Source organism: Oribacterium sp. HCP28S3_H8 (assembly GCF_052064775.1).
Lineage (GTDB): Bacteria > Bacillota > Clostridia > Lachnospirales > Lachnospiraceae > Oribacterium.
Genome location: NZ_JBQHUZ010000002.1, coordinates 227,579 through 241,911 on the forward strand (window position 1 = coordinate 227,579; position 14,333 = coordinate 241,911).

General features: G+C 48.5%; 14 protein-coding genes. 12 read left to right on the plus strand and 2 right to left on the minus strand.

Features of this window, described 5'->3' with window-relative positions:
• Positions 1-52 precede the first annotated feature (52 nt).
• Entirely contained in the window at positions 53-730 is a 678-nt protein-coding gene (gene trmB, locus ACTNEN_RS03160; protein WP_441204623.1) for a tRNA (guanosine(46)-N7)-methyltransferase TrmB, read from the minus strand.
• 366 nt (positions 731-1,096) lie between these two features.
• Between trmB and ACTNEN_RS03165 the strand changes: the two genes are divergently transcribed.
• Entirely contained in the window at positions 1,097-2,488 is a 1,392-nt protein-coding gene (locus ACTNEN_RS03165) for an SH3 domain-containing protein (RefSeq protein ID WP_441204624.1), read from the plus strand.
• Between the two features lie 67 nt (positions 2,489-2,555).
• Here the strand turns inward: ACTNEN_RS03165 and ACTNEN_RS03170 are convergent, their stop codons facing one another.
• The gene (locus ACTNEN_RS03170; protein ID WP_441204625.1) at positions 2,556-3,488 is read right to left on the minus strand and encodes a LysR family transcriptional regulator; all 933 of its coding nucleotides are present in this window, start codon (positions 3,486-3,488) and stop codon (positions 2,556-2,558) included.
• Positions 3,489-3,693: 205 nt separating this feature from the next.
• Between ACTNEN_RS03170 and ACTNEN_RS03175 the strand changes: the two genes are divergently transcribed.
• From ACTNEN_RS03175 to ACTNEN_RS03225, 11 genes are all read left to right on the plus strand, one after another.
• Positions 3,694-4,380, plus strand: a complete 687-nt coding sequence (locus ACTNEN_RS03175; RefSeq protein WP_441204626.1) for a F0F1 ATP synthase subunit A — start codon at positions 3,694-3,696, stop codon at positions 4,378-4,380.
• Between the two features lie 21 nt (positions 4,381-4,401).
• Positions 4,402-4,623, plus strand: a complete 222-nt coding sequence (gene atpE, locus ACTNEN_RS03180; protein ID WP_441204627.1) for an ATP synthase F0 subunit C — start codon at positions 4,402-4,404, stop codon at positions 4,621-4,623.
• A gap of 47 nt (positions 4,624-4,670) precedes the next feature.
• Entirely contained in the window at positions 4,671-5,159 is a 489-nt protein-coding gene (atpF, locus tag ACTNEN_RS03185; RefSeq protein ID WP_441204628.1) for a F0F1 ATP synthase subunit B, read from the plus strand.
• A gap of 5 nt (positions 5,160-5,164) precedes the next feature.
• Entirely contained in the window at positions 5,165-7,216 is a 2,052-nt protein-coding gene (gene atpA, locus ACTNEN_RS03190) for a F0F1 ATP synthase subunit alpha (RefSeq protein ID WP_441204629.1), read from the plus strand.
• 2 nt (positions 7,217-7,218) lie between these two features.
• Positions 7,219-8,127: an ATP synthase F1 subunit gamma gene (atpG, locus tag ACTNEN_RS03195; RefSeq protein ID WP_441204630.1), complete on the plus strand. Its 909-nt coding sequence runs from the start codon at positions 7,219-7,221 to the stop codon at positions 8,125-8,127.
• 6 nt (positions 8,128-8,133) lie between these two features.
• A complete protein-coding gene (gene atpD, locus ACTNEN_RS03200) occupies positions 8,134-9,525 on the plus strand; it encodes a F0F1 ATP synthase subunit beta (protein ID WP_441204631.1) in 1,392 nt (463 codons plus the stop codon).
• Positions 9,518-9,934, plus strand: coding sequence for an ATP synthase F1 subunit epsilon (gene atpC / locus ACTNEN_RS03205; RefSeq protein WP_441204632.1), 417 nt, complete (start codon positions 9,518-9,520; stop codon positions 9,932-9,934). Before atpD ends, atpC begins: the two co-directional genes overlap by 8 nt.
• 534 nt (positions 9,935-10,468) lie before the next feature.
• On the plus strand, positions 10,469-11,179 hold the full coding sequence (locus tag ACTNEN_RS03210) for a hypothetical protein (RefSeq protein WP_441204633.1): 711 nt from the start codon (positions 10,469-10,471) through the stop codon (positions 11,177-11,179).
• 96 nt (positions 11,180-11,275) lie between these two features.
• Positions 11,276-11,758, plus strand: a complete 483-nt coding sequence (locus ACTNEN_RS03215; RefSeq protein ID WP_441204634.1) for an Lrp/AsnC family transcriptional regulator — start codon at positions 11,276-11,278, stop codon at positions 11,756-11,758.
• Complete coding sequence (locus ACTNEN_RS03220; protein ID WP_441204635.1) at positions 11,755-12,933, plus strand: pyridoxal phosphate-dependent aminotransferase; 1,179 nt, start codon at positions 11,755-11,757, stop codon at positions 12,931-12,933. The genes ACTNEN_RS03215 and ACTNEN_RS03220 overlap by 4 nt, the downstream gene beginning before the upstream one ends.
• Complete coding sequence (locus tag ACTNEN_RS03225; protein WP_441204636.1) at positions 12,933-14,252, plus strand: alpha-amylase family glycosyl hydrolase; 1,320 nt, start codon at positions 12,933-12,935, stop codon at positions 14,250-14,252. The genes ACTNEN_RS03220 and ACTNEN_RS03225 overlap by 1 nt, the downstream gene beginning before the upstream one ends.
• Positions 14,253-14,333 lie beyond the last annotated feature (81 nt).

The window sequence follows — 14,333 nt, forward strand, 5'->3', positions numbered from 1 at the left end:
AAAGTCGCCTGTCTAAACTGTTTTTTCGGAGCTTAATCGATTCGTCCGTATTTCAGAGTTCTTTGGAACTACCTGCAGGCTCTGCAACGAGCTTATAGATCGGATTTCCCTTGGCACTGAATTTCTCCTCATATTCTGTCATGATATTTCCTTCATTCATTGCGGCATCATGGTGAAGATCCCGTGTCACAGATTTTAATTTCCAGCCGGACTGAGGGATGGAAGTGAGAGAGTAATCAAAAAGCTCTGTATTATCGGTTTTGAATTCCAGGATTCCATCGGCAGCAAGAAGCTTCTGATAAATTGCCATAAATATAGGACTTGTCAGTCTTCGGTTTGCGTGGCGATCCTTGGGCCAGGGGTCTGAAAAATTAAGATAGATCCGATTAACCTCACCTTCAGCAAATACATCATTTAAAAGTCTTGCGTCAATGCTTATAAATGTGAGATTAGAGAGCTCTGCACCCTGCCGGACTGCATCCTCCCGCTTCCGGATCGCTTTTAAAAGCACGGTATCATACCGTTCAATGCCGATGTAATTGATTCCCGGATTGAGCGCCGCAAGCTTTGTGATGAACTGCCCTTTCCCCATGCCGATTTCTATATGGATGGGATGATCATTATGAAATACATCGGATGCCCAGCGGCCTTTAAGTTTTTCCGGTTCATGGGTAACAAACTCTGATCCGGCGACCATATCCTCGGATCCGGTAATATGACGTAGTCTCATGTGTTTTCCTTTATTTTTATATTAGCCTTTGCATCAACAGAAGCTCTGCACATTTATATAGGAAACAACAGGTGTAAATTTGCTGATTTCCCCGGATGCAGGAGCCGTTTTTCTGACATTTGCCATGTCATACGCTGCGGGCATTCTATCATGAGTTTACGATTTTAACAATATTTTGTGTCACTAATTTTAAATTAGGCAAAACGGCGGATGCTCCCTTGAATATGAAAATAATTTTTTGTATACTAAAAATGTATTTGACAAAAATGATGAATTGTTATAATAAAGCGTAAATTTAAGGAAGTTTAACGCTTTGTTATTGCATTTTATACATAATCCGGCAGCAGACCGGAGGAGGTCGTGTAAATGCCTACACCAAGAGATAAAAGTATCTGGGGAAATATCCGCGTACAGCTTAATACAGTTCAGAAGGAGATCCTAAACGGACAGTACCGGGAATCTATGATCCTCAATCAGGAGATTCTTAAAACGATTGTCCGGCTGCAGGTAGATAAAGCCTGTCTCGTAAGCGAGTCACTTGAGCAGGATATTGATCAGCTGTTTGAGGGCCGGTATATTTCCAAAAAAACACAGGATCATTATCATGCCATTGTTTCCTATGCAAAAGAAGCAGAGGAAGGAAGTAGTGTCAGTGCGCAGGCGGCGAATGAATCTTTTTCGCTGATCCGCGAGGAGCTGGAGGCATATGTGGACGCCAATCAGAGGACACTGCACAGGTCGGAAAGAGAGAGCAATGAGGATATGGAACCGGAGAGTAGGGAGGCAGACGCTGAAAGCACTGCAGCGGATGCCACCGCCTCTATGCCGGAAGATACCACCGTGGCTTCGAGAGTCAGCCACTCCGGGGCATATGCGGATGCGCCGAGGATTGGTGGGCTGGATATTCCAATTGATAGAAGCCGGGATCGCAGCACTTCCAATGGAAGATCCGGTGCCGGTACGGATCGGGCGAGAGAGATGCGACGTTCCGTTTCCGGTTCCCGGACGGCACGCACAGCAAGAACCTCTGGCAGACCCTCAAGACCGGTGCGGTCAAGCGATAACGCACGATCCGCTCAGGCAGTCAGACGGCAGACAGTGCAGGGGCAGAGACGGAGAGGATCCTCCGGAAACAGGAGATCGGATCGTAACCGCCAGACATCACAGGAGATTGATCTGTACCGCATCCTCCGGGTGCTGATTCCGGTGGCGTGTGTTCTGCTGTTTGTGATTCTGATTCGTGTACTTATGAGCGGCGGCAGTAAGGTGGTCGAGACAACGGCTGCGGCAAGCACAGAGCAGCAGACCATGGCAACCATTGCAGAGACTACCGTTCCGGAAACGACGGAACCCGAAACTACTGCAGCAATTTCCGCTACATGGGTAACCACTGCAGGTGTCAGAGTCCGTACGGCACCAAGCACGGATAACTCACAGGTGCTGGATGTGCTTGATCCGGATACGGAGATTACATATAAGGGCGATTATGATACAGAGTGGATCATTATTGATTACAATGGTCAGGATGCTTACATTTCCAAGCAGTATGCAAAGCCAAAGGAATCTGCGGCAACCACGGCTTCTGCCGCAGCGACCGGAGCAGGCTCCGGCTCTGCAGCATCCGGCGGAGCTTCCACTGCGGGATCATCCAATACGACAAGCAGCGGGACTTCCACAGCCTTATCAGCCAATACACCGACGGGCACCATCAGTGCGCTGGGATCGTCTATTACGGTAAGTACCACAGCGGCAAACTGAGATACGGCGATGCGGTTTACAGGCATCACGATACAGCGATAGCTTAATATACATATATATAAAATATTTATGCAAAATCTGAGGACTCTCCTTCGGGAGGGTTCTTTTTTATCTGTGTGAAATGGCGGATATCTGTGATCAGGCGTCTTGCGGCGGTACTCATCACATGGGTTTGATCCATAACAAGGCAGAAGGTACGCTCCGGGATGTCCTCCGTCAGATGGAGCGGACAGATGCGCTTCCGGTTGATGGCGTCCCGGGCAAGGTCCTCTGGATAGAAGCCGATGCCTAAATTATACTCTACCATGGGCAGAATCTGATCGGTTGAGGAGGCTTCCAGCTCCGGATGGAAAGAAAGATGATGATCCATAAAGTATTTTACATAGAACTCCCGGGTACCGGTGTTTCTGCCGACACTGATAAGAGGGTATTTTTTTAAATCCTTGAGGGTCAGCGTTTCGGATTCAAGATCGACGTATTTCAGCCCTGCGATTGGGATTTCCCGGAAATCACAGAGAGGTTCCGCAATCAGAGGCTGGCGGATATCGAGAGGAGTAGTGGCGATCGCAAAGTCGGCAAGTCCGCTCTGCAGTGTCCGGATTGCCTGCGGAGTTGCGTGATTGGAAATACTGATGTGGATTTCCGGAAATTTCAGCTGGAAGTTCCGGAGGACAGGAAGCAGCAGAACCCGGAGGGAGGTTTCGGAAGCGGCAATGGTGACATGACCACTCTCCATATTGAGATCCTGACGGATTTCGCGTTCGCCGGATTCCAGCTGGTCAAATGCAATCGCCACATGCTCAAACAGTGCTTTGCCGTTTGGAGTCAGTGTGATGCCGCGGTTACTGCGCTGCATCAGCTTGCAGCCAAGCTCCGACTCCAGGTTGTTCATGCTTCTTGTGATATTGGGCTGGTTATTGCCAAGGATCCTGGCAGCCTTTGTAAGACTGCGGCAGGAAGCAACATAATAAAAAATCCGGTAGTAGTCGTAGGTGATCATGTGATGCTCCATGTATAATGCCATAAACATTTTAGACAAAAAAAGGTAACACAATTTAGCTGACTTTGATACATACATATCAATTTGATATAGATGACATACAAATAATACGTCTTGTGAATACTGAAAGCAAGACTATAATAGGGAAAGTATGATTCTACTGCTGTATTATTGTGCAGTCAGCAAAGAAGCGGAGGTGAATTTAATGGAAAAACTCGCATCGGCGCTCCTTGAGGAACTGAATGTTAACACGGTGTTTACCATTCCTGTTCTTGGAGGAATCCCAATCTCCGAGTCCGTTGCGGTAACATGGGTCATTATGGCCGTGCTGGTTATGCTGTCGGTTTATCTTGGTTCCGGGCTTACTGTGAGGAACCCCGGTAAAAAACAGCAGATTGCCGAGCTCATTGTGACCTGGCTTGACCATTTTACGGAGGGGATGCTTGGAGACAAGGCAAAGCAGTACAGCACCTATATTTCGGTGATACTGCTCTACATTGCATTTTCTAATGTGATCGGTCTTTTTGGACTGAAGCCGCCGACAAAGGATCTCAATGTAACGATTGCTCTGTCAGTCATGAGTATCGTGCTTATTGAGTATGCCGGCATTCGCAGGAAGGGTATGGGCAAATGGCTTAAAAGCTTTGCGCAGCCGGTGGCCATTGTGACGCCGATCAACATTCTGGAGATTGTCATCCGGCCGCTGTCTCTCTGTATGAGACTTTTTGGCAATGTTTTGGGAGCTTTTGTCATCATGGAGCTGATCAAGCTGGTGGTGCCTGTCGGTATACCGGCGATCTTCAGTCTCTATTTTGATATTTTTGATGGTCTGATTCAGGCCTATGTTTTTGTATTTCTGACATCACTGTTTATCCAGGATGCCGTGGAATAAGGTTTTACGGAGGATATGAACATGAACGTAACAGCTATTGGAGCAGGTTTGGCAGCACTGGCTTGCATCGGTGCAGGTGTATCAATTGGTTTTGCAACTGGTAAGGCTGCAGAGGCGATCGCAAGACAGCCGGAAGCAGACAGCAAGATCATGAGGATCCTGCTGCTTGGATGTGCCCTTGCAGAGGCAACCGCCATTTATGGATTTGTACTTGGCATTCTGATTATCTTCTTCCTGAAATAAGGACCTGGGATCAGACAAATACATTGACATGAAGGGACGGAGGAAACATGTTACGAGTAGATATCAATCTTTTATTTACGATTGTCAATCTTCTGTTTCTTGTCTTTCTGATGAAGAAGTTTCTGTTTAAGCCGGTTCGCAAGGTTTTAAACGAGCGTAAGGCAGAGATTGACGCAACTTACCAGAAAGCAGAGGAAACAAAGCTTGATGCCGAGAAGCTGAAGCAGCAGTATGAAAGCTCCATGGCATCTATTGATGCCGAGCGTCAGAAAACGCTCAATCAGGCAAGAATCGACGCATCTCATGAATATGATGAGATCATTGAGAACGCAAACCGGAAGGCGGATAAAATCATCAAGGATGCAGGCATACAGGCAGAGAAGGAAGCCGCGGAAAAGCGGGAGAAGGTGCAGAAGGAGGTTGCTGAGCTTGTAGCAGAGGCAGCATACCGTATGGCATCGGCTCAGGATTCTCATGAAAACGATCAGAAACTGTATGATCGTTTCCTGCAAAATGAAGAAACAAAGAAAGGCTGAACAGAATGACAGAAACCGCAAAAGAACAGGCTGAGAAGCTGATTCAGCTCAGGGTTCCGGAAGAAGTGATCCAGGAAACCACCCATATTTTTGAGGTGCTTCCAGAAACCTCTTCATCGCTGTCCGATCCGACGGTTCCGCTGGTGAAACGGCACGAGGTGATTGACAGCGTATTTCCCGCAGAGATCAGGAGCATTTTAAAGATTCTCTGCGATAATAATGAAATAAAGGACTGGCCGGAGGTTGCGGATCAGTACCGGATCATGAAAAGTGAGTCGGAGAAGCAGCTGAATGTCAAGCTTTTTTATGTTACAAAACCATCGGAGCGTCAGCTTCTGGAAATCCAGAAATTTGTTAAGGATAAGTATCAGACAACACATTTCAGCTTCACCATGAAGGAGGAACCTTCTCTTGGAGGAGGATTTATCCTGGAAGTAGGGCATGATCAGTATGACTGGAGTACCAAGGGACGGAGAGATCAGTTCCTTAAAGAACTACAGGAAACCCGCTCTTCACTGCAGAGTGATGCGGATATCCTGACGATTCTGAGAAGCAGTATTTCAGATTTCGGCGTCCGCGTAGAGAAAAAGGAGATCGGCTTTATTGTCACCATTGGTGACGGCATTGCACAGATGAACGGTCTTGACCATGCCATGTATGGTGAGCTGATCCGCTTTGACAATGGCACTATGGGTATGGTGCAGAACATTGAGAAGGATCGGATTGGTGTTATTCTGCTTGGAGATGACGGCGGACTGAGCGAGGGCGATCGAGGTATCCGGACTGGTCAGATGGCAGGTATCCCTGTCGGAGAGGAATATCTCGGCAGAGTTGTAGATGCACTTGGAAATCCGATTGATGGCATCGGACCGATCCATGGAGAGGAGTACCGCGCGATCGAGCAGCCGGCACCGGGCATCATTGACCGTCAGCCGGTAAATCAGCCGCTGGAGACAGGTATCCTTGCGATTGATTCCATGTTCCCGATCGGACGTGGGCAGAGAGAGCTGATCATTGGTGACCGTCAGACCGGTAAAACCTCGATAGCAATGGATACAATTCTTAATCAGAAGGGTAAGAACTGTATCTGTATCTATGTTGCCATCGGACAGAAGGAATCTACGGTTGCCGCACTGGTGGAGAACCTGAGAAAGCATGACGCGATGAAGTATACCTGCGTCATGGCAGCTACCGCCGCGGATCCGGCACCGATTCAGTATATCGCTCCGTACGCAGCAACCTCTCTTGCAGAGTATTTCATGCATAAGGGTCAGGATGTGCTGATTGTTTATGATGATCTTTCCAAGCATGCAGTGGCGTATCGTGCGCTTTCCCTGCTTTTGGGACGGGCTCCCGGTCGTGAAGCATATCCCGGTGATGTATTTTATCTGCATTCCAGACTCCTGGAGAGATCCGCTAGATTGTCTGAGAAGCTGGGCGGCGGTTCGATCACTGCACTGCCGATTATTGAGACGCAGGATGGTGATGTATCCGCATATATCCCGACCAATGTTATTTCCATTACCGACGGACAGATTTTCCTGGAATCCGATCTTTTCTTTGAGGGACAGAGACCAGCCGTCAATGTCGGACTTTCCGTCTCCCGTGTAGGTGGAGCAGCGCAATCCAAAGCGATGAAAAAGGCATCTGGATCGCTGCGTATTGATCTTGCACAGTATCGTGAAATGGCTGTATTTACCCAGTTCTCATCCGATCTTGATGAAAACACCCGGGAGCTTCTGGCACAGGGTAAGGTGCTGATGGAGCTCCTGAAGCAGCCACTCGGACATCCGATGAGTATGGGCGACCAGGTCATCATCCTGGTGGCAAGTCTTCATAAGAAGCTGATCCAGGTAGCCCCGGAGAAGGTCAAGGATTTCGAGCTTAGGCTTCTCCATTATTTTGCCAGCCGCTATCCGGAGGTTGGACGAAATATTGAAATTTCGGGACAGCTGGATGATGGCAGCATCGACAAGATTCTTTCTGTGACGGATGAGTTTTCAGAGTATTACAGAGAGCATCCGGATGCGCCGGCAGAGGAAAATGAGGAGGCATAATTTTGTCAACAACAAGAGAGCTGAGAGACCGGATTTCCAGTATTGACAATACGCTCAAAATCACCAACGCAATGTATCTCATTTCCTCCACCAAGTTAAGGAAGGCAAGGATCGAGCTGCAGGAAACAGAACCATATTTTTATACCCTGCAGTCCACGATCCAGAGAATCCTGCGGCACCTGCCTCCGGATTTTACGCATCCTTATCTTGATGTGCGTAAGGAACTCAGAACCTCCGGCAAGGAGGAAGAGTATAAGACAGCAATTATCTCGGTCACAGCCGACAAGGGTCTGGCAGGCGCATATAATCATAACGTGCTCAAAAAGACAGAGGAGCTGATGGCGAAGAGACCGAAGCACAAGTTGTTTGTTGTAGGGGATATGGGACGTGTGTATTTTCACGCCCGCGGCATCCATGTAGAAGAGCATTTTCACTATACGGCACAAAATCCGACACTGCATCGTGCCCGTGTCATCACCGGCCGCATGCTGGATCTGTTTGAGGCTGGTGAAATCGATTCGGTTTTTATCGTCTATACACGGATGAAAAACAGCATCGAGGCAGAGACCGAGGTACAGCAGCTGCTCCCGCTGGATAAACTGGATCCGAGTCTTGTGAAGCTGCCGATGGTCTCCAATATGGAGGAGTTCCGTATGCGTCCGACACCAAAGGCCATCATTGATAACATTATCCCGAGCTACCTCAATGGATTTATCTACAGTGCTCTGGTCGAATCCTTCTGCTCCGAGCAGAACGCGCGTATGACAGCGATGGATTCCGCCAACAGAAACGGTAAGGATCTGAAGCAGAGTCTGGCGATTCAGTACAATCGGCTCCGTCAGGCAAAGATTACGCAGGAAATCACCGAGGTAGTCGCGGGAGCACGAGCACAGAATAACGGAAGGAGATAAGTCAGGATGCAGACTGGCAGAATAATAGAAGTAAAGGGTCCGGTCGTCGACGTGGAGTTTGATGCACTGCCGCTTCCGGATCTGAGAACTGCTCTGGAGGTTGACAATCACGGCAAAAAGCAGGTCATGGAGGTTGCGCAGCAGATTGGAAACAATACCGTGCGCTGCATTATGATCGGAGCCAGTGAGGGACTGGAGCGGGAGATGCAGGTAACAAATACCGGACGCGGCATTTCCGTGCCGGTAGGTGATAAAACCTTAGGTAGATTATTTAATGTACTGGGTGAGACCATTGACGGAAAGCCGGCTCCGGAGACGGAGGAGAAGTGGGAAATCCACAGAAAGCCGCCGAAGTTTGTAGATCAGAGTCCGGTACAGGAAATCCTGGAAACAGGTATCAAGGTTATTGATCTGCTTGCCCCATATGCCAAGGGCGGCAAGATCGGTCTTTTTGGAGGTGCCGGTGTAGGTAAAACCGTCCTGATCCAGGAGCTGATCCGTAACGTGTCCACAGAGCACGGAGGATATTCGATTTTTACCGGTGTCGGAGAGCGTTCCCGTGAGGGTAATGATCTCTACAGTGAGATGAGTGCCTCCGGCGTTATTAAAAACACTGCGCTGGTGTTTGGTCAGATGAACGAGTCCCCCGGCGCGAGAATGCGGGTTGCGGAAACCGGACTCACGATGGCGGAGTATTTCCGTGATGTTGAGCATAAGGATGTACTGCTTTTTATTGATAACATTTTCCGTTTTGTACAGGCAGGCTCCGAGGTTTCCTCACTGCTTGGTCGTATGCCGTCAGCCGTTGGTTACCAGCCGACACTGGCAACGGAAATGGGTCAGCTTCAGGAGCGGATCGCTTCCACAAGACATGGCTCTGTTACCTCTGTACAGGCGGTTTATGTACCGGCAGATGATCTTACAGATCCGGCGCCGGCAACCACCTTTGCCCATCTGGACGCGACGACCGTGCTCTCCCGTAAGATCGTAGAGCAGGGCATTTATCCTGCCGTAGATCCGCTGGAATCCTCGTCCAGAATTCTTACGGAGGATATTGTCGGCAAGGAACACTATGAGACCGCGCAGAAGGTACTCCAGATTCTCGAGAAGTACAAGGAGCTGCAGGATATCATTGCAATCCTGGGTATGGAGGAGCTTTCCGAGGAGGATAAGCTGACGGTGTATCGTGCGCGTAAGATCCGTAACTTCCTGTCCCAGCCGTTCTTTGTAGGAGAGCAGTTCACAGGTATTCCCGGCAGATATGTACATCTGGAGGACACCATCCATGGATTCCAGTCGATTATCAAGGGCGAGATGGATGACTATCCCGAGAGTGCATTCTTTAATGTCGGCACCATTGAGGATGTAAAGAAGAAGGCGGAAAATAAACATGAGTGAGGCAGTATTCAGTCTCCGGGTGATTGCTTCCAACAAGGTCTTTTATGATGCGCATGCCACGTATCTTAAGATCAATACCCTGGACGGATCCTTTGGCTTTATGGCGCATCATGCACCGGTGGTGGTTGCGGTAGAAACCGGCCCGATGGCAATTGTAAAGCCGGACGGGACCAGGATCGAGGTCGTTGTCAGCGGCGGTATCCTGTCCTGTGCCAACAACCGTATTACCGTGCTTGTGGATACGTGCGAAACCGCGGATGAAATTGATGTCCGCCGTGCGGAGGAAGCCAAGGAACGGGCAGAGGAACAGCTGCGTCAGAAGCAGAGCATCGGAGAATACAAAATGTCGCAGTCATCGCTTGCGAGAGCGCTCAGCCGACTGGAGTTCTCCAAAAAGCATTATATCTGATACTAGGGTCTCATCTGAACGGACAGTCTCCGGGCAGATGAGACCCTATTTGTATCAATTTGTATCTATCTGTAGCTGCCGGTATTTGCCGGATCTGGATCAGGTATATACCAGATTTCGATCAGGGACTTGTTATTTTTACAGAAAAGTACTAAAATATGAGCATTATCGGCAAAGCTTCAGATACAGCTAAGGTAAGGAGAGATATGCTTAGTCCAAAACAGAAAAAGACAATATCTGCGGTGATTGTCGTTGCACTGGCATTGGCTATGGTGCTGACGATGGTCCTCCCATATATTGCCCGAGGTTAAACACAGGATGTGAGCGGTGGCCATGGTATGGTCATCGCTTTTTTGTTGGTTGTGACCACGTCTCTCGCACTGCTTCTTTTTTTACGTTCCGAAAAACGACGAAGCGCGAGAGATTGGAAACTACCCGCCAGGCAGGCGGTATTTTTATCTGCCTGTGAGCTGAGGCAATTGAGACAGGTGGGGCAAACGAGACTTTGAAACGTGGAACATAAAGGGAGGCGCTATGTATCAGATTACCCCGGGACAGGATCTTTTGTGCATCGGATACACCGGACTCTACGGGACCAGATACATCCTGGACCGTAAGCTTGATAAAATCACAGACCATTTCAGCAGAACCTATCTCACGGAGGAGACACAGCACCTTGACAAGCTCCCGCGGATTGACATCAGAGACCATAGGATATCTGTTGAAAATATCCCGATTCTGACACGTACCGGAGTTCCTGTCAGAGAGGATGAGCCGGAGCTTGTCGCGATGCTCAATGCCGGTGAGCTTAGCTATGGTGCAATTTCCGACCTGCTCCCGTCCTTTGAAATGAAGTACGGCGTAAGCAAGATCCGAGAGATCCGGGAGGGCGGTATCCTTTCCGCACTTTGGGATTTCTGTGCCGAGGAGGGACGCGATCCCGCGACCGGGCGGATTCTTTCACCAGGTCCCGGATGCGAATACTTCCTGAGTCGGATCCCCGTGCTGCAATTTACAGTAGAGCTTTGCGAGTGCCTGGAACTCATGCCATTCAGGATTTACGCAGGAGGAGCATATCTTGCTGCGGCATCGCAGGGGTATCGTCTCTGTGAGGAGCTGAACCGGCTGGGCGTTTCCGCATCGGTTTTTGGACATCTCACTGCCGGACGGCAGCGTCTCAGGATGGATGGGGCGGAACCAGGCTTTCTTACCAATGAACATCGGGACGAGATTGATAAAATTTAGTTGAATTTAAGCCGGAATTCATTGATGATACCTTAGATTCAAGGTAAAATGAGAGCGTTGGCATCGTTTATAAAAATCCAGACAGGAGTGTTATATATGAGAGAAAGAATACTTGCCATTCTTGAAAAAAATTCAAGACTTACGGTCAAAGAGCTTGCGTCGATTTTAGGAGAAGACGAGGCAATGATTGCTCATGAAATCGAGGCAATGGAAAATGAGCATATTATCTGCGGCTATCACACGCTGATCAACTGGGACAAAACCAAGGATGAACGGGTAGATGCCCTGATTGAGGTTAAGGTTACTCCACAGCGTGGCATGGGCTTTGACAACATTGCTGAGCGGATTTATCAGTATGATGAGGTGGACGCGGTGTACCTTATGAGCGGTGCATTTGATTTCATGGTACTGATCAAGGGTAAGACCATGAAGGAGGTTGCAAGCTTTGTATCCATGAAGCTGTCTCCGATGGACTCGATTCTTTCCACATCGACACACTTTGTGCTTAAGAAGTACAAGGATCACGGCACGGTCATTGATCAGCCGAAGTCAGATGAGAGAATGAAGGTGTCCCCATGAGAAATCCATTAAATGACAGAATCACGAGTCTCGAGCCGAGCGGGATCCGTAAGTTTTTTGATATTGTGGCGGAGATGGATGACGCTATCTCTCTCGGAGTGGGAGAACCGGATTTTGATACCCCGTGGCATGTCCGCGAGGAGGGTATTCACTCGTTGGAACGGGGCAGAACCTTTTATACCTCCAATTCCGGCTTAAAGGAGCTTCGTGAGGAGATCATCCGGCTCATCAAGAGAAGATATGATGTGCACTATGATCCGATGTCTGAGTGTATGGTGACGATTGGCGGTTCTGAAGCGATTGATATTGCCATGCGTGTGATGCTGAGTCCGGGCGATGAGGTTTTGATTCCACAGCCAAGTTATGTAAGCTACGTACCATGCTGTATCATGGCAGGTGGTACACCGGTACCGATTGAGCTCGAGGAGAAGGATGAGTTCCGTCTGACACCGGAGAAGCTTGCTGCCAAAATTACGCCCAAAACTAAGATTCTGGTGCTGCCGTTTCCTAATAATCCAACTGGCGCGATTATGGAGTACGAGGATCTTGCGAAGCTCGTGCCGATTATAGAAGAGCATGATCTTTATGTGATTTCGGATGAGATTTATTCTGAGCTTTCCTACAAGGGTAAGGTACACTCCATCATAGAGTTCCCCGGGATGAGAGAGCGTACGGTTTACATCAATGGATTTTCCAAGGCGTATGCTATGACCGGGTGGCGACTCGGATATGCCTGTGCACCGCAGATGATTCTGCAGCAAATGTTGAAGCTTCATCAATTTTCTATTATGTGTGCGCCGACAACCTCGCAGTATGCCGCAGTGGAGGCGCTCCGAAACGGAGATGAGGATATCGCAAGGATGAGAGAAGCCTATGACCAGCGGAGGAAGTATCTTGTGTCAAGACTTCGTGAGATGGGCATGGAATGCTTTGAACCGTATGGTGCGTTTTATGTATTTCCGTCAATTAAGCGCTTTGGTATGAGCTCGGATGAATTTGCAACAAGGCTCCTAAGAGAGGAGAAGGTTGCGATTGTGCCGGGTACTGCTTTTGGTGCGTGTGGAGAGGGATATATGAGGATTTCCTATGCATACTCACTGCAGGATCTCAAAAAGGCGCTGGAACGAATGGAGCGCTTTGTGAACGGCATAAAGAAAGAAAAGGGACTTTTGTAATGGCTTGGTATGATTGCGCGATTTTTTATCACATGTATCCTCTTGGTATGGTGGGTGCAGAGCGTGTCAATGATGGAGGCATAGTGCATCATCGTTTTGGTGAGCTCAATGCATTTCTGCCATATCTCAAGGTTCTAGGCTGCAATGCAATATACATCGGACCTGTGTTTGAATCCGGTTCTCATGGATATGATACTTATGATTATAAGAAAATAGACCGGAGACTGGGCAGCAACGAGGATTTTAAAAAATTTGTAACGGATGCGCATAATTACGGGATCCGGGTTGTTGTTGATACCGTGTTTAATCATACGGGACGCGGATTTTTTGCCTTTCAGGATATAAAGGAGCATGGACCGTCCTCCCGCTATGGGTCCTGGTATAAGGGGGTCCGTTTTGATCAGCGTTCTCCGATGGGAGATAACTTCAGCTACAGTGCCTGGCATGGAGCCAATGAACTGCCGGAGCTTAACTTTAACAATGAGGAGGTCCGGAAGTATCTGATTGATGTGGTACGGTACTGGGTCAAAGAGTTTGACATTGATGGACTCCGCCTGGACTGTGCGGATGTACTGGACCTTCAGTTCCAGAAAAGCCTCCGATACTTTACCAATGAAATGAAGCCGGAATTCTGGCTGATGGGTGAAGTGATCCATGGAGAGTATGCAAGGTGGGTAAACCCGGAGACATTGCATTCGGTTACCAATTATGAGCTTCATAAGTCGATTTACTCCGGCTTTAACTCACATAATTTCTTTGAGATTGCGCATAACATTAACCGGAATATCAATATCGCCAATGATCTCTATACCTTTCTTGAGAATCATGATGTGGACCGGATTGCCTCCAAGCTTGATAACAAGGCGGACTTAAAACCATGTTATATGGCGCTGTTTACCCTGCCGGGGCACCCGTCGATTTACTATGGTGGAGAGTTCGGACTGGAAGGCAGAAAAAACGGAGGGGATGACTCACCGCTTCGCCCCAGGATTTCCGAGGAGGAGATGAAGCCCAACCGCTTTACCTCATATATCGCAAAGCTTGCGGAGATTCATGGTAAAAACTCCGAGCTGCATATGGGCAGATATAAGGAGCTCTATCTCCAGTGCAGACAGTGGGCGTATGCAAGGATGGATCAGAACAGCTGCGTTATTACTGCCCTTAACAATGATGATCAGGGTGCGGCATTTTACGTTCCGCTTCCGAGACCGGCATCGATTGCCTTTGATCTCATTACGGAGGACGAAATTCCGATCGAAAACGGCAGAATCATGGTAAATCTCGGACCACATGCTGGTCAGATGATAAAAATCAAGTAAGTATAATTAAGACGTATGCAGCAAGACCGGGTGACCATATGGTCACCCGGTTTTTGTTGACAAAATTATAGGATAATTGAC